This window comes from Olleya sp. UBA1516 (assembly GCF_002323495.1).
Lineage (GTDB): Bacteria > Bacteroidota > Bacteroidia > Flavobacteriales > Flavobacteriaceae > Olleya.
The window spans coordinates 128,141-147,067 of sequence record NZ_DCQO01000005.1 but is presented as its reverse complement, the minus strand read 5'-3'; the positions used below and the strand labels follow the sequence as shown (position 1 = coordinate 147,067).

Annotated in this window: 13 protein-coding genes; 1 reads left to right on the top strand and 12 read right to left on the bottom strand. The window is 32.4% G+C overall.

Translation table 11 applies throughout. The features are described 5' to 3' along the window. Positions 1–9 precede the first annotated feature (9 nt). The 4 genes from B2989_RS01855 to B2989_RS01840 form a co-directional block, all read right to left on the bottom strand. Entirely contained in the window at positions 10–1,773 is a 1,764-nt protein-coding gene (locus tag B2989_RS01855) for an OmpA family protein (RefSeq protein ID WP_292943314.1), read from the bottom strand. A gap of 259 nt (positions 1,774–2,032) precedes the next feature. Further along, on the bottom strand, positions 2,033–2,410 hold the full coding sequence (locus tag B2989_RS01850; protein ID WP_292943311.1) for a hypothetical protein: 378 nt from the start codon (positions 2,408–2,410) through the stop codon (positions 2,033–2,035). Positions 2,411–2,474: 64 nt separating this feature from the next. After that, complete coding sequence (locus B2989_RS01845; RefSeq protein ID WP_292943308.1) at positions 2,475–3,836, bottom strand: DUF5689 domain-containing protein; 1,362 nt, start codon at positions 3,834–3,836, stop codon at positions 2,475–2,477. A gap of 39 nt (positions 3,837–3,875) precedes the next feature. Beyond that, positions 3,876–6,683: a TonB-dependent receptor gene (locus B2989_RS01840; protein WP_292943305.1), complete on the bottom strand. Its 2,808-nt coding sequence runs from the start codon at positions 6,681–6,683 to the stop codon at positions 3,876–3,878. Positions 6,684–6,823: 140 nt separating this feature from the next. On the opposite strand from B2989_RS01840, the gene B2989_RS01835 reads away from it, so the two are divergent. Beyond that, complete coding sequence (locus tag B2989_RS01835; RefSeq protein WP_292943302.1) at positions 6,824–7,918, top strand: endonuclease/exonuclease/phosphatase family protein; 1,095 nt, start codon at positions 6,824–6,826, stop codon at positions 7,916–7,918. A 55-nt stretch (positions 7,919–7,973) separates the two neighbouring features. Here the strand turns inward: B2989_RS01835 and B2989_RS01830 are convergent, their stop codons facing one another. The 8 genes from B2989_RS01830 to hppD all read right to left on the bottom strand — a co-directional run bounded on the left by B2989_RS01830 (position 7,974) and on the right by hppD (position 18,842). Then, positions 7,974–8,408: a hypothetical protein gene (locus B2989_RS01830; protein WP_145005677.1), complete on the bottom strand. Its 435-nt coding sequence runs from the start codon at positions 8,406–8,408 to the stop codon at positions 7,974–7,976. A 109-nt stretch (positions 8,409–8,517) separates the two neighbouring features. Continuing rightward, a complete protein-coding gene (locus tag B2989_RS01825; RefSeq protein WP_292943296.1) occupies positions 8,518–10,188 on the bottom strand; it encodes a choice-of-anchor J domain-containing protein in 1,671 nt (556 codons plus the stop codon). 12 nt (positions 10,189–10,200) lie between these two features. Next, the gene (locus B2989_RS01820) at positions 10,201–12,732 is read right to left on the bottom strand and encodes a TonB-dependent receptor (RefSeq protein WP_292943294.1); all 2,532 of its coding nucleotides are present in this window, start codon (positions 12,730–12,732) and stop codon (positions 10,201–10,203) included. A 168-nt stretch (positions 12,733–12,900) separates the two neighbouring features. Continuing rightward, positions 12,901–14,544, bottom strand: coding sequence for a glucose-6-phosphate isomerase (gene pgi, locus B2989_RS01815; protein ID WP_292943291.1), 1,644 nt, complete (start codon positions 14,542–14,544; stop codon positions 12,901–12,903). Then, entirely contained in the window at positions 14,544–15,863 is a 1,320-nt protein-coding gene (locus B2989_RS01810; protein ID WP_292943288.1) for a M23 family metallopeptidase, read from the bottom strand. The genes pgi and B2989_RS01810 overlap by 1 nt, the downstream gene beginning before the upstream one ends. Next, positions 15,821–16,744, bottom strand: coding sequence for a tryptophan 2,3-dioxygenase family protein (locus B2989_RS01805; RefSeq protein WP_292943285.1), 924 nt, complete (start codon positions 16,742–16,744; stop codon positions 15,821–15,823). Before B2989_RS01805 ends, B2989_RS01810 begins: the two co-directional genes overlap by 43 nt. 7 nt (positions 16,745–16,751) lie before the next feature. Continuing rightward, on the bottom strand, positions 16,752–17,534 hold the full coding sequence (locus B2989_RS01800) for a DUF3108 domain-containing protein (protein ID WP_145005659.1): 783 nt from the start codon (positions 17,532–17,534) through the stop codon (positions 16,752–16,754). 144 nt (positions 17,535–17,678) lie between these two features. Beyond that, on the bottom strand, positions 17,679–18,842 hold the full coding sequence (gene hppD / locus B2989_RS01795) for a 4-hydroxyphenylpyruvate dioxygenase (protein ID WP_292943281.1): 1,164 nt from the start codon (positions 18,840–18,842) through the stop codon (positions 17,679–17,681). Positions 18,843–18,927 lie beyond the last annotated feature (85 nt).

The following is an 18,927-nucleotide window of genomic DNA, read 5'->3' as shown; positions in this document are numbered from 1 at the left end:
GCTTTTAATTTAATTGATACACACAACTTTAAATTCTGTTCTACGATTAATGGTGTGTTCGTTTTCCGAGCATTGCACGCCATCTGCACAACGATTTAATAATTCTGATTCACCTGCTCCACGAGCAATTAAACGGTCTCTAGAAATACCTTTAGTCATTAAATAATCTACTGTAGATTGTGCTCTTTTTTGAGATAACTCTTGGTTGTATTGGTTACTACCTCTAGAGTCTGTGTGCGATGACATTTCCACTTTAATAGTTGGATTATCTTGCATTAATTTTACAACATAATCTAAGTCTGGTCTTGCTGCAGGAAGAATATCCCATTTATCTAAATTAAAAATAATGTTATCTAATTTAATGGCTTGACCACAAGGATTCACACACATTTCGAAATCAATAAACAGTGATTTATTACGATCAACATCTGATGTAGACACTTCTACTTCATTAGAAAAATAGCCATCTTTATTACCATTTAAAGCATAGGTTGATGCTTGTTTTAAGTGAAAGATAAATGCTCCATCTAAGTCAGACAACGTATTTTTTTGTCCAGCTTTAACTTTATCTTTAAGAAGAATATCAACCCCTTGAATACCTTTGTCTGTATTACACTCTACTACGTTTCCTTTTAAGATGAAGTTTAAATCACCATATCTAATAACCTTTTGAATACTATTACCATCTTTCTTACACGCTTTAAAGTCCTCCTTGGTAATACTTGTTTCTTCCAAATTAACACCATATAATTTTCCTTTAACAATTAAATTGTCTTCGGCAACATCATTAAACACCACAACACCATATGCGTTAGTAATACCAGACTGTACAATATTTCCGTTTAAATCCGTTAAAACAACATCTGTATAAGGTAATGTTTCGTCAGTATATTTATCTCTAGCAGTAACCGTTACACCACAACCACAAGTTGCACAACATCTAGGCATATGGTCTTCTCCACAAACTTCGCAAACAGATTCTTTTTCTTTTTTATTAAATTTAAAAGTTACACCTGCAAATAGTCCTACTGAAGATATATCACAATCGCAAGGTTCTTCTCTTAACACTGGACCACTTTGATCTAGGCTATTAAAATTTACGTCTACATCGTTAACCGTGTTAAAAGGATGGTATCCTGCAGCTATATTTAATGTTGGATCCAATTGCTCTGTAGCACTAAAATGTTTTAAATAATAAGCGCCAACATTAATTCCAAAATTATCGTTTAAGTAATACGTAAAACGCAATTGTCCTTTAAGACTAAAAACACTAGATAGGTCGTAACCAGAATGAAAGTTTAGTAGTGTTGACGCTGGATCGTCTGTTAACAATGTTCTTCCACCTTTTATTGACGCTAAACCTACTCTTGTATTCAGCTCTGCAGAGAAACGTCTAGACTGACTACGATATTGGAAATTTGGACCTATACCAAAGAAGACTCTAGAAATATCATCTTCTGACAAAATGAAATTATTAATTCGACCTCCTCCTGCGTAAAAAAGATTGTCTGTTGGATAGGTGCTTTCTGGTTGGTTTTTGATGTAATCAAAATCAAACCCTAGACCAAACCAATTCCAGTAATAATCTAAGGATAATCCCAAATCCATTCCACCATTATAATCTATAAAAGGTGTGTTATTGTTATAACTTGGAAAGTCATAACCAATTCTTGGTGACAATTGAAAATAGTTATTGTCATCCTGTTGTGCGTTTGTAGTAAATGCCGAAGCAAATACAAATACGATTAATAAAAATTTTAATAGAGTTTTCATGATTTACATTTTTAAATTTTAGTTATACACGTTTATATAAAGAAGCCTTTAGTTTTGTTACCCTTCTTTATTAAAATTTGCATTAATCAATTTTTTGGGAGTTGTCGCTATAGCACAAATGTCTAGAGTTAGACCCTGTAAACAAAGACCAAATAGGCTATTGGTCGTTTTGAATCCATTACTGGTTATAATCAAATCATGAGACATAAAAAAAGCCTGCTATTATATAGCAGGCTTTTTTTTAATACGTTAAGTAGGATTACATACTTTGCAGTAAAATTATTGCAAGTATTAAACTAACTAAAGGCAAACTTAACAATAATGTTAGATTGTGACTGCTTGCTTTACTTCTGTTAAACTTAGCGTTAAGTACCTTTCTAGATTTACCACTGTACTTTAACCAGTTTTTAATATGTATTGCTATCGCAATAAGCACAAATAAGGTCCATGCTTTTTGACTTGAAATAGTAGAGGCATTCATTTTGGTTAAAAACGTTGCGGTGAAAACACCTAATAAAAAGAATAAAGCGATTTGTAGCGAAGAGATATAAGCTAAAGCAATAGAATTAGCCTTTTGTTTAAAACGCGCTTTAAACGCAGTAAAAACAGTAAAAAAAAGTTGATCGAATGTTGTCATAAATTGAATAAAAAAACCTGCTACAATGTAGCAGGTTTTTTTTAGATATTAGTTTTTGCAAAAATTATTCTGCAGAAATTTTTACGTTATCTACTTCCCATGTTGAAGCAGCTGAACTTGTTGAAGTATATTTAAAAGCAATAAATACATTTCCACCAGCAGCAGCAGATAAATCTAAGCTACCAGAATCTGTCCAAGATGACCAGCTACCTTCGTTAGTATCTAGCGTTGGTGCTAATGCAACCCATGTTCCGTCTGTATTAGGATTTCCTCCTGTATAATCTGTAGCATAAAATACTTCTAAGTTATTACCACCATAACGTTTTACTGTTTGGAAAGATAAAAATGCAGATGGTACCGAAGATAAATCAATTGGTAATGAGATTAACCAATCTTCGTTTGTTTGTGCTCCACTAGCAAAACCATTCATAGTTGCACTATCACTTGGATTACCAAAGCTGTTATAATACCACTCTTGTGCTCCTGTAACGCTAAACGTTGTCCACTTATCTAAGTTAGCAGCAGAGAATGAATCTTGAAATAAAGGATCACATCTAAAACTATCCATTACTACATCATCTGTAGTATTTAAGTTGATAATTAAGTCGTAACCATCATAAGTTTTGTTTACTATCCCAGAGATAGATCCTTTTCCGTCTGTTGGTAATAATTCATTTTTAAAAGCAGCAAAAGTACTAGACTCTAAAGTAAAAGAACCAGCGTCTGAACAGCTTTCAATAGATCTTTGAGAATCAAAATCGTCTGTAGGATCTACGTAAGGTTTGTTTTCTAAACCTGCAGGAAATTGTACGTTAACTAATTTTACAAACATACCAATATGCTCTTCTCCTACATCAGATAATTCTAATTCTACAGGCATAAGTGTTTCTGTAGTTGTTGATCTAAATAAGTGGTTAGGTATTTGGTTAGATGTCATTTCTAAAACATCGTTATCAAACGTATCAAATTTACCACCAATAGTTACAACATCATCACCAGTATTAGTTTCACCAATGTATAAATCTTTAAGATAGATATAAACCTCTCTACCTTTATTAAATTGGTTATAAGTATCTGCTTGATTTAACACTACCTTTAAAGTTTGTGTTGGGTCTGTTGGACTGTCTTGGATAAAAAATTCTTTATAAAAGTTTCCTGTTTCGTCACTTGAAGACACATAACCTTTAACCGCTATTTCTGATACAAATTGCGTCGCTTCGTATTGTACAAAGTTAGATTTAACTTGAGTTATTGTTTGTAACTCAACTTCTCCTGATTCAATTTTAGAAAGTAATTTATTTAAGGCAGCATTCTCTTCATTTCCTTGAGATTCTGGAACTGAATAATCGTCATTTTCTACACAAGAAGTTACAGCCAATAAAGCCATAAAACTAAATGCTAATGTTAAAAATTTATTCGTTTTCATAATTGTAATGTTAATTATTAATAATTTTTCTTTTTCTTTTTAAAATCTAAGATACACATTTACAAAGTAATTAGCACCTCTACCATACCAGTATTTAGGTCCAAAAACTCTTTTTTCAAGGTTTACATCATCTCTTAAAGCTCTGTAATCCGCACGTCTACCTTGTTCAAAACCTCCAGTTTTGTATTCTTTATCTAAAAGGTTACCTACACTTGCAAAGAAACCAATAAATTTATCCCCAATCTTCCAAGACTTACCTCCAACTAAATTTACAACCATGTAGCTATCAAATTTTTCTTGTTGTAATAACTCTTTTGCAATTGCTGGATCGTAATCGTTATACGGTAATCCATCTGCATCTGTGTAAAAATCAGTCGATCTAGATAATGGACTTACGTCTATGTAAGCATTATCAAAAAAGTTAGCTGTTGCACCAAACCACCAGTAATCTGGATCTCTGTATTCAAATCCAACTGAATAAGCTGTTTGTGGTCCACCTGCCACTTTATAATCCTTTAAGTTAGATGTACTAACTAATCCAGATGTGTTAACAACATCTCCACCTTGTACATCAATAAAATCCTCTGAAGTTGATGTTACATATAAGTTTGGATTATTGTTGTAAGTATATTGTCCTACAGATGCTGCACCTTTTAATTTAATAGTAGGTGTTACTTGTGCTTCTATACCAAACTCTCCACCAATGTGTTGTTTTTCTACTCCTGATAATACCTCTTGGATAAATCCTGTAGTACTACCTTGTGTAAAGAAGAAACCTACTTCGTTAGCATCTTCTATTTTAGTATAAAAACCTGTTAATTTAGCTTTGATAATTGGAGATCTAAAGATATAACTTGCATCTACTGATGAGATTTTCTCTTCAGTAATATTAATATCTGTATTATTTACACCATTAATAACACCAACATAATCATGACTTTCTCTTGAGTTTGTATACGTGTTTCTAATAGAAGGTGCTTTAGCGATATAAGCTCCATTAAAATCTAATAAATGTTTACCAGATATTTTATAAGTAAATCCTGCTTTTGCACCATATCCTGTAAATTCGATTTTATCTCCTTTACCAAATGAGTTATCTCTTTCAATACCGTTTTCGATATATACTTGGTTTTCGTTTTTATATAAACCTTCTCTTTGGTAATCTGTTTTTGTTATGCTTCCTGCTAAATAAAAATCAACTTTGTTGTATTTGAATTGTGCTTGAGCAAAACCAGATATTTCGTTAACATATAAATTATAGTTGTATCTAAATTTATCTCCTACAAAAGCAACTTGGTCAGGATTGTTTAAATCAAATTGATTTTGACTGAAAGAATCAACATTTAAAGCTCCTGTTGTGCTTCCTAATAAATCAATAATTTCAGCAAAGTTTTCAGAATCTAATTTTTTATAATTTACACCTGCATTAAACAGAATGTTTTGGTTAATCTCAGTATTAAAAATAGTATTTAATGTTAATTGCTTATCATCGTTTCTATCTTCATATAATACGTAGGCAGCATTTGCACCAGTTATATTATTAGTTAAGTTAGCATCTAAAATTCTGTTCCAATCAATTTGACCATCATTTAAAAACTCTTGTTCAGCTTCATATGCACCAGCTAAATCGTCATCTTCAAGAAAATAACTTGGTAGGTTTTGGTAGTATGCAGGACTTGGATTTTCTCCTCCAGCATAGTCTAAACGACTGTTTCCTACTTTACCAAATTGGTAACCTATGTTTGTATTTAAGCTAGTTTTTTCAGTGATATCCCAATAATGGTTTAACATTAAAATTGGCTCTTCCACTTCTTTAATACGAGAATTTTTTTGCTCTCCATCAAGATCTCCCCAAAACTCATTATACTTAATACCTTTAAGGTCATAAACCTCTTGTGTATTTGCAGAAGATTTTCCTCTTCTGTTTGGTGCGTATATAGATGTAAAGTTAATGCTATGCTTATCGTTTATTTTCTTTTCTACAGAAGCAAAAAATGAATTTGAATCATATAATGACGCATCCTGAAAACCTTCGTCTCCCCAACGTCTACCAATCATAAGTGTATATGCCCAACCATCTTCCATTAATCCAGAAGCATAACTAGCCATTAAACGATTTGTATAACTTCTGTTTGAAGAAGAGTAAGTAATACGACCACCTTCTCTGTAATTAGAAGCTCTAGTATTAATATTTGTAGATCCTAATACACCTCCAAATGTGTAAGCTGATGGTGTTAACCCTAAACTTAACTCTTGGTTACGCATGACGTCGTTTAATCCTCCCCAATTACTCCATTGTGGACGACCAGTATCTTGCTTATTCATTTCAACACCATTAATTAATACTTTGGCGTTGTCAGAATCTAAACCTTTAATTCTGAAAAATGAAGAACTAAATTCAAAAGCAGCTGTACGCTGAAAAATGTCTTGAGAAGCAGATAACAATCCTGAAATATTATCAGAACCACTTGTGTCATCATTTAACTCGTCATCAGATAAAGTAATGGTAAATAAATCCTGCTCGTTTGTAACTGCTAGATCTAAAGTCATATCTTGGATATCAAGCGTCTTACCTTCGTTGATAATGATTGGATAAAACTTTGTAGTAAATCCATCTTTTTCAATTTTAAGAATTTGCTCTCCTAAAGGGACTTCATTCTTAAAAGTAAACTGACCAAACCCATCTGTTTTTTCAGTCAATACTGTTTTTTGAATGGATACTGTTACATCTGGAATAGGCTCATCCGTTACTGCGTCCTTAACACTACCTTTAACTGTAGTTTGTTGTGCAACAAGCGTAAACGTTGAGAAAATTCCGAATAAAAAAATTAAAAAACTTTTTTTCATACTAGAAATTATAGTTAATAAAAATGCTTAACCGTTAAATAATCATTATTTAAGGCGTGCAAATTTACATTATTTATAATAAATATCTACTTTTGGCAGGAGTTTTGTATTAACATAACTATAACATAATATTAGAATACATGAAAAATTTTAAATTCTGGGCTGCAGCGTTTTGTTTAACGGTTGTTTTTTCTGTAAATGCTCAAGAAAAGAAGAAGTTTAAAGTACATACTGTTGCTTTTTATAATCTTGAAAATTTATTTGACACGATTAATGATCCAACAAAATATGATGAGGCTAGTCCAATGATGGAACTTAAAGCAGATCGCTCTGAAGTGTACAAGAAAAAAGTACATAACATGGCACGTGTTATCGCAGATGTTGGAAGTGACGTTACTAATAACACACCTGCACTTATCGGAATTTGTGAAGTTGAAAACATTAATGTAATTGAAGATGTTGTAAACGACCCTTTATTATTAGGTAAGGATTATGGTATAGTACATTTTGATGGTCCTGATAACAGAAGTATTGATGTTGGGTTACTTTATCAAAAATCATTATTTCAAGTAGTATCAAAAAGCACACATACTTTAAAAATTTACGATGATAAAACACGTAAACGCGTTAACACAAGAGACCAACTATTAGTTACAGGAAAACTAGAAGGAGAAACAATGCACATTATTGTTAACCACTGGCCATCTAGAAGTGGTGGAGAAGCTAGAAGTAGACCAAAACGTGTTGCTGCTGCTAAGCTAAACAAAAGTATCATTGATAGTTTACAATCTATAGATCCTTATGCAAAAATTATTACTATGGGAGATTTAAATGATGACCCAACAAATTCTAGTGTTAAGGATGTTTTAAAAGCTGAAAGCGATAAAAACAAAGTTGACTTTAAAGGTATTTACAATCCTTATATTGATATGTTTAAAAAAGAGGGATTAGGTACTACTGCCTATAGAGATGCATGGAGTTTATTTGATCAAATCATGATAACTAAGCCTTTTTTAGACAAGGATTATTCAAACTTTACCTACTATAAAGCAGGTATATTTAATAAATACTATTTAGTAAACAAAAAGGGTCGTTACAAAGGTTATCCTTTAAGAAGTTTTGCTGATGGTGGATTTACTAATGGGTTTAGTGACCACTTCCCTGTTTACATCTACCTAGTTAAGGAGGTAAAAGACATAGATACTACAACTGAAACAGAAGTTAAGAAGAATTAATTTTTAAATTATATAAATAAAAAAAGCGACCTTAATTAAGGTCGCTTTTTTTATACTATAAATTTAACCATGCTTTCCATGGTATTTTAGCTAACACTAAAACTAATGCAATGCTGTAAAAGATTGCAATTGACTTAAGTTTGTTAGTAGATGTTAGTTTCTTTTTATGCTTAGAATATCCAATAGTAATTAAGGCTACAGCTAGAATCATAGCAACAGGATGCTCAACAACATTTGATCGCATTGTTGCATTTTTCATGATTTCGCCCATACTCATTTCAGAGAAGTAGTCTGCAGCAAACCAAAGCACAATACCAATTAACAAATGTATATGAGATACAATTAATGTAAAAAGAGACATTCTAAAATCTCTTGCTTCATACTCCTTTTTTGTCACTGTTTTATACACTGCGTTAAAAGTTGCCACTACAATCATAAAAAGCACTAAATATGCCCAATAATGATGTAACCATTTTAATGTTGAATACATATATTTTTAGTTTATTAGTTAAGGTATAAAGGTAATAATTAATTACATAAAAAAAGCCTCTTCAATTGAAGAGGCTTTTAAAATTTATTATGTGTTATAAATTAGAAATCTATTGGTATACCCAAATTCCTCCCATTTTAATAACAGCAAAGTCTTCAGTAGTATTACTACCATTGTAAACTTCTATAGTAACAACATACTTTTGCTCTTCAGCAGCAGAAGGATCCATTTGGTTTAACACCACAGCTACAGCTTCAAGTACCATTGGGTTTGTCCATTCTGCACTGTTACCAACTCTTCTGTCCATATTCCCATAGTTTAACATACTAGATGTTGCTGTTGGATAATCCGCCTCTAAAGCAGATGCTATAGTAGCGTAATCTTCAGCAGCTAAAGTATATCTAATTGTATTATCTGGTACCCAAAGACCGTTATCAAATCCAAACTGAAGCGTTGTAGATATAGTAGATTGATGAGCTTCAAACTCGCCATTAACTACAGTGTACAAGTTACCTCTTCTTTGTGCTCCTGAAGAACTAGAGAAATAATCGTAAACAATAAATAACTCCTCATCCTCTTGACCGTAAGGGAAATTTAAATCTAAGAACGTTGGTAAATAAGAGTTTGGAGATAATGAACTACTAAAGTTATTATACTCACCTGGTTGTCCAGAAGCTGTACCCATTGCGTCATAATCTGCAGAACTTAAGTAATAAACACCTTCCATTGCTACCCATGTACCACCTGAGTACATAAAGTATTCTCCTTTAGAGTTTGTTGTACCTGTTGCACCTAGAGTTTTAATAGCTATGTTAGAGATTCTCCATCTTCCAGCGTCACCTTCATCAACTGTAGTCGTTGCAGGATCATCACCTATAGACTCATATTTTAAAGCTACATTAATAACTTGACCATCGTAAGCAGAAAAATCGTAATCTTCTGAAGCAGCCATATCACCAGTAGCAGGATTTGCTAATGTAATCTCATCCCAAGTAGCAGTTAATACATCTCCTGTGTAATCTGTAGACACTAAAATTTTAACTAATGAAGCATCATCTGCAAAATCAAGTTCTTGTGTAATTTGAAATTTAAGATCACTCTCGTCAGTTAAGTCCACTGAAGGAGAAACAATCCACTCTTCATTTGTTACTGCTGATCCAAAATAACCATTTCCTTGAAGGTATCCTGTTGAAGATGTCCAAACATCGTCAGCTCCAGTTTCTTCAACAATAGTCCATCCTTCAAAACTACCTGCAAAGTTATACTCTACTAAGTTAGCTAAACCAACAACTGGGTTTTCTGTATACTGCTTGTATTTTGCTAAAACTACTTGTCCTTCAGTAGGAGCAGTGATTTGAGCAGTTAATACATCAGGAATTTGAGATGTTGCATTTACATTTGGGTAAAATCCAAAAGCATCACTACCTGTAGTTGCATAATCAGAATTAGTTAATTGGTAAATATCAGAATTAGTTAAATCACTTACACCTTCAGCGTTTCCAACATATAATTGGTATCCAACTAAAACTGAAGATCCTTGACCCCAAAATGGATATTTATTAGCTAAAAAATCTGGCAAAAGCGCTTTAGCTTCCTCAACAGAATTAAAACTACCAAAACCTAATTCTAACTCATCATAATCATCACTTGTAAGTGTGTAAGATTCTGATCCTTGAATTGGATCTGCTGATGCATCTAAGTCATTATAGATGTCTTCAATAGGGTTACAACCCACTAAGGTTATCCCTAAAATTGCTAAACAATAAATTATTCTTTTCATTTTAAATATTTTTTAAAAATTAACTTTTAATGCTACACTGTAAGTTCTACCAGCTCCATAATATACTTGAGCTTTTAAAGCAGTACCATCGATGTCATTAGCATCAGAAACATACTCTGTATTGAAAACATTATTTACTTTTCCTATTAAAGTTGCATCAAAAGATCCGATTGCAAAACCATGTCTTAAACCAACATCAAATAATCCAAAATCAGGCACTTCCCATACATCTGGTAAATCTGCACTCCCTCTGTTTGTTACATCATAAGAAGCATAGTTGTCACCTGCAAAGTTATAATCAACATAAATATTAGATTTTTGAGCTAATTTATAATCTAAACCTAAAGCGAATGTAGTTTGAGCAGCATCACCTACTTTAATTCCATCTGCAACAACTTCTACAACGTCAATTGCATCTCCTGCTTGATCTCTAATAATTGCTGATACATTACTTTTCCATTGCCAATCTCCTAAAGAAGCCATACCTGTTAACGTAATATTGTCATTTGCTTTATATCTAAAATCAACCTCAACACCTTGGTGTAAAGCATCGATCCCTTGTAAGTTGTAGAAAAATAAGTTATCTCCAGTACCAATTGAACCGTTAAGAGATTTGTCTAACCATTTAGTATGGTAAACGTTTACGTTTGCACTAAATTTCTCGCTACGGAAACCGTAACCTAACTCTGCACTAAACACTTTTTCGTTTACTGCTCCTCCATTTGGAACAATTCCATCTTCATCTAAAAATACATCATCTAAAAATGGCGCTTTAGAGAAATAACCAACATTTACAAAAACATTATTGTTTATGTCTAAGTTATAGTTACCACCTCCTTTAATACCATAACCAGAAAAATCAACTGCGTCAGACTCTCTGCTACCAAATATAGTATTGTTCATGTATTCTCTTTGCTTATAGTTACTGTTAGAAATATCTCCAGCAATAAACACATTTAATTTCTCAGAAACTTGATATTCTGCTTGTGCAAACAAACCATATCTATTAACAACACCGTCGTAATCTTTATTATATCTATCTCCTACTTTAAGTGGTTGTCCAAAAGCAAATGTATCAGTCTCATTATCTAAGAAAAATTGACCTCCTAATAAATCATCCACTTGGTACCAGTGTGACCCAACATAATAACGTGCATCTAAACCTCCTGATAATGTTAATTTATCATTGATAGATGTTTTATACGTGGATAATAAACCATACCATTCGTGAGAGTTTCTAGAAGAAGAAATAATATCACTAGAACCATTTACTCCATTAGCTTGATTTTCTGCAACTATTTTATCAAAATCGATAGGTTGTAAACCTGAAGTACCAATTCTGTAATCATCAGATCCAATTTTAGATCCTTCATCTCTACGTCCTCCACCAGAACCAAAAGAAGCATATACTGCTGTAGATAAAGCTGAATTATCATCTATATTCCATAAGTGATTTATAGACATTTGTGGTTTGTGGTAAAAGTTATAAGATTGGTGATAAACTTCTCCGTTTTTATAACCCCAATCTCTATTTGCTTTTTGCGGTCCTGAATCTGTATCTTGTAATTCTTCAATAGTAGAACGATTAAAACGTTGACCGTGTTCTTGTTGAGAACCAAAAGCTGTAAATGATAATCTGTGAGCTTCGTTTATTTGTTGTGATAAACTAAGAAAATAATTATATCCAGAAAACTCTGTTCCGTCAACATAACCATCTCCTGAAATTTTTGAAGCACTAACTGTTGCTGCAAAACCTTTATCACTTAAACCTGTTGAATATGTCATTCCGTATTTGAAATATCCATCATTAGCGATACTTGTACCAAAACTTCCTCCTTCTTCAGCGTCAGTAGTTTTAGTAATAATATTAATTGTACCTCCAACAGAAGCTACTGCTACTTTAGACGCTCCTAAACCTCTTTGTACTTGCATAGTAGATGTTACATCACCTAAACCTGCCCAGTTACTCCAGTAAACAGCTCCATTTTCCATATCGTTAACTGGAACACCGTTAATCATTACAGCAACGTTTTCTGAGTTAAATCCTCTAAGGTTAATTCTACTATCTCCATAACCACCACCTTGCTTAGTTACATAAACTCCTGGTGTAGATTTTAATATTTCCGGAAATTCTTGAGTTCCTAATTTAAGCTCAATATCTTTAGCTTTAATTGTAGACACTGCAACTGGTGTTTTTCTGTCAACTGCTACAGATGCAATAATCATAATTTCATCCAAAGAATTACCTGAACTTAAAGACACATTACCTAAGTTAGTATCTCCGTTGAATGGCATGCTAATTGTACCATAACCAACATAAGAAATTTCGATAACTCCTGAAGGCGATTTAGTTTTTAAAGTAAAATTTCCATCAAAATCAGAAGTAGTTCCATTTGTAGTACCCTTTTCTACAACACTAGCAGTAGGTAGTGGTGAGTTTAAATCGGCATCCATAACTGTTCCTGTAACAGTACTTTGAGCCATAGTAAATGCAGTAAACATAAGTGTTACTGCTAAAAACATAACTTTAATTGTGTTTTTCATTGTGTTTAATTATGATTTGTTAGTTTCAAATTTTGTGCAAAAATACGACTAATTATAGTTGTAATATTAACTTAATGTTAACAAATTTACACAATGCAAGTTACGTATACTTTTTAGTACTACATAATACAAATCAAATCAAACAATAAACAAAGTTTTTAACAATGCTTACCTTAATTTTTTGTAGATATTAAGCAAATTTAACGTGGAACCGTCATGATTGTCAAAAGACTGATTGTCAAACTCATTTAAAATTTTATTTGCCAGTTGCTTTCCTAACTCAACTCCAAACTGATCATAACTATATATATTCCAGATTATTCCTTGTACAAATATTTTATGTTCATACATAGCGATTAACTTACCTAAGCTTTCTGGTGTAAGCTTTTTAATGAAGATGGTATTTGTTGGCTTATTACCTTCAAATACTTTAAATGGTGTTAATTCTTTTATTTTTTCTACTGAAAGGTTTTGACCTTCAAATTCTGATTCAACTTCTGCTTTTGTTTTACCATTTAACAACGCTTCTGTTTGCGCAAAATAATTAGACATTAATTTATCCTGATGATCTTGATTACCATGTAGTGACTGAGCAAAACCAATAAAATCTGCTGGAATTAATTTAGTTCCTTGATGAATTAATTGAAAGAATGCATGTTGCGAATTTGTTCCTGGTTCTCCCCAAATTAATGTTCCTGTTTGGTAGTTAACAAGATCACCATTACGGTCTACACTTTTACCATTACTTTCCATAATCCCTTGTTGCAAGTACGTTGCAAACTGAGTTAAGTATTGTGTGTACGGTATTACTGCTTCGCTTTCAGCATTAAAAAAATTATTATACCAAATGCTTAATAAGGCTAAAACAACTGGAATATTTTGATCAAAGTCTGTACTTTTAAAATGCGTATCCATTTTATTTGCTCCAGCTAAAAGCGAATCAAAATTTTTGTAGCCAACCGATAAACTGATTGTTAATCCAACTGCGCTCCATAACGAGAAACGACCACCAACCCAATTCCACATTGGAAAGATGTTATTTTGATCAATCCCAAACGCCTTTACCTTTTCAATATTAGTAGACACTGCTACAAAATGTTTTGCAACATCCTCTTGTTTAGCATGCTCTAAAAACCAAGCCCTGATAGTATTAGCATTAGATAACGTTTCTTGCGTTGTAAATGTTTTAGATACAATTACAAATAAAGTTGTTTCTGGATTTAATGTTTTTAAAACCTGGTTAACATGATCACCATCTACGTTACTCACAAAATGCGTTGTTAAATGATTTTTATAATATTGAAGCGACTCCACAACCATAGCTGGTCCTAAATCACTACCACCAATACCAATATTTACAATATCTGTAAAGGCTTTATTTGTATATCCTTTTAATGCTCCAGAAATTACTTGATTAGAGAATGTTTCAATTTTTTGTTTTACTTCAAAAATCTCAGGCATAACGTTTTTGCCTTCAACTAAAATAGTATCTGTAGCTTTAGCGCGCAATGCAGTGTGCAACACCTCTCTACCTTCCGTTTTATTTATAACTTCTCCAGAAAACTGAGACTGAATAGCGTCTTTTAACTTTGTTTCTTCTGCTAATTCTAGTAGTAAGTTAATAGTTCCAGAAGTAATTCTGTTTTTAGAATAATCTACATAAAAATCTTCCCAATTAATGGCCATTTGATTTGCTCTATCATTATTTTGAGCGAACAAATCTTTCATTTCTAAACCTTTTACGTTTTCAAAATGTGCTTGTAATTTTTTCCAAGCTTTAGTGGTCGTCGGGTTGATTGAAGGTAATGCCATTACTTAGTATAAGTTATTGAGTTTTTAGACGTTTCTTGAATATCTAAAATTTGATTTTCGTCAATTGGAAGGATAAATTCAATCCCATCTAATTGTGTTTTAAGTGGTTTTACAAATTTTAAATATTTAGCTTTTAAGCTATCCGAAATCGCTTCGGCTTCTGGTAATTTTTGTTTAAATGGATCTACTTGTTTTCCGTTTTTCCAAAAACGATAACAGACATGTGGTCCAGATGTATTACCTGTCATACCTACATAACCAATAACATCTCCTTGTTTAACAAAATCGCCTACTTTAGCTTTACGCTTACTCATGTGCAAGTATTGCGTGCTGTAGGTCGAGTTGTGCTTAATTTTTACATAGTTACCATTTCCGCCACGTTTTGCAGATTCAATTACAGTCCCATTTGCGGTTGCTCTAATTGGCGTACCAATATTAGCTGCAAAATCAGTCCCTTTGTGTGGTCTTACGCGATTACCATACAAAGCAATTCTACGGTTTAAATTATATCTAGAAGAAATACGTTTATACTCAACAGGTGCTTTTAAAAAGGCACGTCTTAAGTTTTTAGCATCTTCAGTAAAGTAATCTTTAAGTCCTCTAACTGTATCTGTTTCAAATTCAAAAGCATAAAAATCTTCTCCGTTGTGCTGAAAGTAAGCTGCCTTAATATTATCAATTCCAGCATAAATACTATCATCGATATATTTTTCGGTATAAATTAATCTGAATTTATCGTTTTTTTGAAGTCTAAAAAAGTCAATCGTCCAAGCGTAAATATCAGACATTTTATAAGCTAATAATACACTTTTACCTTGCTTTGCAAAAGCTTCAGATATATTAGACTCAATAACTCCTGAGACTTCTTTTTCTACAAATTTTATAGGCTTAGTGCTTGAATAGGCATGAATTGAATCTTGAAAATTGATTACAACATAGTCCGTTTTAGTAGGTTGATATATAAAACATTTTGGTTGTTGAAGCGAATCGTTTGAACATAACAAGGTGTAAGGTTTTCCGATTTGTAATCGTGTAATATCAAAACTATCCTTTGTTTGTTGTGCTATTTGAAATATTTTAGAATAATCTATTTGGTTACGTTGAAGGATTTCGCCAAAGCTATCACCTTTTCTAATGGTATCACGCTTAACAACATAATCGTTAAGTTTAAAACCAAACTCATAAACCTCTTCAGGCTCAATAACCGAAACAGTATCTATTGGTGTTTTATCTTCTTTTTTACAACTAATTATTACTAAAGCAAAAGCTAGTAATATTAAACATTTTTGCCCCAATCTTGTAATTCTTGTTTGCTCCATAAATCTGGAAAAAATATTCGTCTTTGATACTTTGGATGCATGTATTTTACCCATTCACTTCCTCCTGTTGCTTCTGCAGTTTTTCCACCAATATTTAAATAGTGATTTGCAGTGTTATAATGTGCCATTACCCAAGTAATATTTACTGTGTAATCGTAATGACGCATTGCTTTGATTAAATCTTTATCTTCTCTAAAGTCTTGTGGTAAACTTTTAAAAATAGTCCACAAATTATGTGTGTTATAGAATTCTGCAAATCTAATAAATTCGTCTTTGTATTTGGCTTCAAAAACTGTTAATGTATAGCTTTTTTTACCTGTTTTATAATCCTTTCCTGCTGCTTGCCAATATAAATGTTCAAAAGCATGCTCAAAAGACGTGTTTCTGTCTATAGTTTCTCTAAACCTATTGTCAATAAGGTTAATCAACTCGGTTGAAGCAAATTCTATTTTACGATATTGTGCAGACTGAAAACCACTTGCAGGTGTTAAGGAATTACGAAACTTATTATACTGTTCGACATCCATTCCATCTTTCATTACTGTAAACGAAGATGTTAATACATCAAAATAGCGACTGATACGCATGATTTTAGTTTCAAAAAAAGAAGCTGTTATATTTTCTTTTTTTGCGACTTGGTCAATCTCCCACAAAATCATTTTAAACAACAACTCATTTACCTGATGGTACATTAAAAAGACCATTTCGTCTGGCAAGGTTGTGCGTTGTACTTGTAAGTTTAAAAGCGCATCTGTTTGAATGTAGTCCCAATAATCGATAGGCTTACTATGCAATAAACCCTCTAAATGTGTATTTACATTTTGATCTAATGCGTTATATTTATCTTCTAACTGGTTGGTTATTTTTTGGTCTACACTCATGCTTTAATTAGTCTACAATAATTTTGAAGCTGTGCTTTAATCCTTTATAGGCTTCTAAATCTGCTCTTAACGATCCCACAGCTAAATCTGCTTTAATACGTAAAGGTATTTTATTTTTATCATTAGACACCCAAAGCGTTAAACTTTCTTCTTCTTTAAAAACACGTCCAGCCATTACATATGGTCTAAACATAAGTGTTTCAACAGTTCCAAAGTTTGTACTTAGATTTTCTTTTCCTAAAAATTTTAGCTTAAAACCATAGTTCTCTTCGTCAAAAAACATATCCAATTTAATTTCGTCACCAACTTTAAGTGTACTTGTATCTAATTTATTTCTTAAATAATAAAATGTAGACACCATATCTTGTACATTTGGCTTTGTTGTAAGTGTCTTTTTTGTATCGTGTTTTTTGTTATAAACTAGCGCTTTTTTATTGGCTTGATCAAACTCGATTTCGATATTTTTTTTGTGACCACCTTCATCAATATCTCTGATAAACTTGTATGGCAAAATTGTGTTTTTATCAAAATAGCTTTCGTAACGATCCTCCACTTTAAAAAACCATTTAATCATTCCGGTTGTCCAACCTTTTCCAACAACATGAAATACTGGTTTTCCGTTTAATGTTGTTTCTTTTACTTGAAGGGTAGCATTACCAGCTTTCATCCAACCACTATAGCTCATCTTAAATTTAAACCATTCGCCATCTTTAAAAGCAGGTTCTTGTTGGAAAGCAAAAGACATGCTAGCGGTAAATATTGCTAATATTATAAGTATTTGTTTTTTCATAACTATTGTAATTATATAACTTAATTTTTAAGTTACAGATTATATTATAACTTATAATACAATTACTATTCCAAAAGTATAAAACAAAAAAATGCCATCTGAGTATTTGATGGCATTTTTTTGTTACTAAACTATAAAATTTTGTTAAAGTGTTCCTCGTTTAGCTTGCTCTCTTTCAATAGATTCAAACAACGCTTTAAAGTTTCCTGCTCCAAAACCTTGTGCTCCCATACGTTGTATGATTTCGAAAAACAGTGTTGGTCTATCTTCTACTGGCTTAGTGAAAATTTGAAGTAAATAGCCTTCCTCATCTGCATCAATCATAATTGATAGCTTTTGAAGCTCACTGATATCTTCTTTCATCATTTCCATATGCTCTCCTAAACGGTTTGGAATATCATCGTAGTAGGCTTGTGGTGGTGGTGGTAAAAACTCGATACCTCTTGCTTTAAGCTGAGATACTGTTTTTATAATATCATCCGTTGCTACTGCAATATGTTGCACTCCTGGTCCTTCATAAAAATCTAAATACTCTTCTATTTGCGATCTTTTTGCAGCTTTTGCTGGTTCGTTAATTGGGAATTTGATACGTCCATTACCATTACTCATTACTTTAGACATTAAAGCAGAATATTCTGTATGGATTTGCTTGTCATCAAACGATAAGAAATTAACAAATCCCATAACATCCTCATACCATTTTACCCAAGTATTCATTTCTCCCCAACCCACATTACCAACCATGTGGTCAATGTATTTTAATCCAACTGGCTCTGGATTATAGTCGCTTTTCCACTCTACAAATCCTGGTAAAAATTGTCCATTGTAATTTTTACGCTCTACAAACATGTGTACTGTTTCTCCGTAAGTATAAATTCCAGCTCTTACTACTTCACCAAATTCGTCTTTTTCTACGACTGGTTCCATGTATGATTTTGCACCACGTTTTGTAGTTTCTTCGTAAGATTTTCTAGCATCTTCTACCCATAATGCCACAATTTTTACACCATCACCATGTTTTACAATATGATCATTAATTGGTGACTTACTGTTTAATGGTGTTGTTAGGACTAAACGAATTTTGTCTTGCTTTAACACATAACTTACAGAATCTTTTGATCCTGTTTCCAACCCTCTGTATGCGTGAGATTGAAAGCCAAATGCTGTTTTATAAAAATGCGCTGCTTGTTTTGCGTTACCTACATAAAACTCTACATAATCTGTTCCTAAAAGTGGCAAGAAATCTTGTGCACCTTCAAATATTTTTTCTAAACCGTAGTCTACTGATTTTACTTCTTTTTTACTCATAATACTTTATATAGAAGAAAGAATATAGCAACAAGAACAAAAGATTATGTGGTTATTAAATAACACTTTAGTAGTCTTTTAAAAT

Excerpts from the sequence above, each read along its gene's own strand:
- B2989_RS01855 (WP_292943314.1), bottom strand. The coding sequence starts at position 1,773 with ATGAAAACTCTATTAAAATTTTTATTAATCGTATTTGTATTTGCTTCG.
- B2989_RS01850 (WP_292943311.1), bottom strand. The coding sequence starts at position 2,410 with ATGACAACATTCGATCAACTTTTTTTTACTGTTTTTACTGCGTTTAAA.
- B2989_RS01845 (WP_292943308.1), bottom strand. The coding sequence starts at position 3,836 with ATGAAAACGAATAAATTTTTAACATTAGCATTTAGTTTTATGGCTTTA.
- B2989_RS01840 (WP_292943305.1), bottom strand. The coding sequence starts at position 6,683 with ATGAAAAAAAGTTTTTTAATTTTTTTATTCGGAATTTTCTCAACGTTT.
- B2989_RS01835 (WP_292943302.1), top strand. The coding sequence starts at position 6,824 with ATGAAAAATTTTAAATTCTGGGCTGCAGCGTTTTGTTTAACGGTTGTT.
- B2989_RS01830 (WP_145005677.1), bottom strand. The coding sequence starts at position 8,408 with ATGTATTCAACATTAAAATGGTTACATCATTATTGGGCATATTTAGTG.
- B2989_RS01825 (WP_292943296.1), bottom strand. The coding sequence starts at position 10,188 with ATGAAAAGAATAATTTATTGTTTAGCAATTTTAGGGATAACCTTAGTG.
- B2989_RS01820 (WP_292943294.1), bottom strand. The coding sequence starts at position 12,732 with ATGAAAAACACAATTAAAGTTATGTTTTTAGCAGTAACACTTATGTTT.
- pgi (WP_292943291.1), bottom strand. The coding sequence starts at position 14,544 with ATGGCATTACCTTCAATCAACCCGACGACCACTAAAGCTTGGAAAAAA.
- B2989_RS01810 (WP_292943288.1), bottom strand. The coding sequence starts at position 15,863 with ATGGAGCAAACAAGAATTACAAGATTGGGGCAAAAATGTTTAATATTA.
- B2989_RS01805 (WP_292943285.1), bottom strand. The coding sequence starts at position 16,744 with ATGAGTGTAGACCAAAAAATAACCAACCAGTTAGAAGATAAATATAAC.
- B2989_RS01800 (WP_145005659.1), bottom strand. The coding sequence starts at position 17,534 with ATGAAAAAACAAATACTTATAATATTAGCAATATTTACCGCTAGCATG.
- hppD (WP_292943281.1), bottom strand. The coding sequence starts at position 18,842 with ATGAGTAAAAAAGAAGTAAAATCAGTAGACTACGGTTTAGAAAAAATA.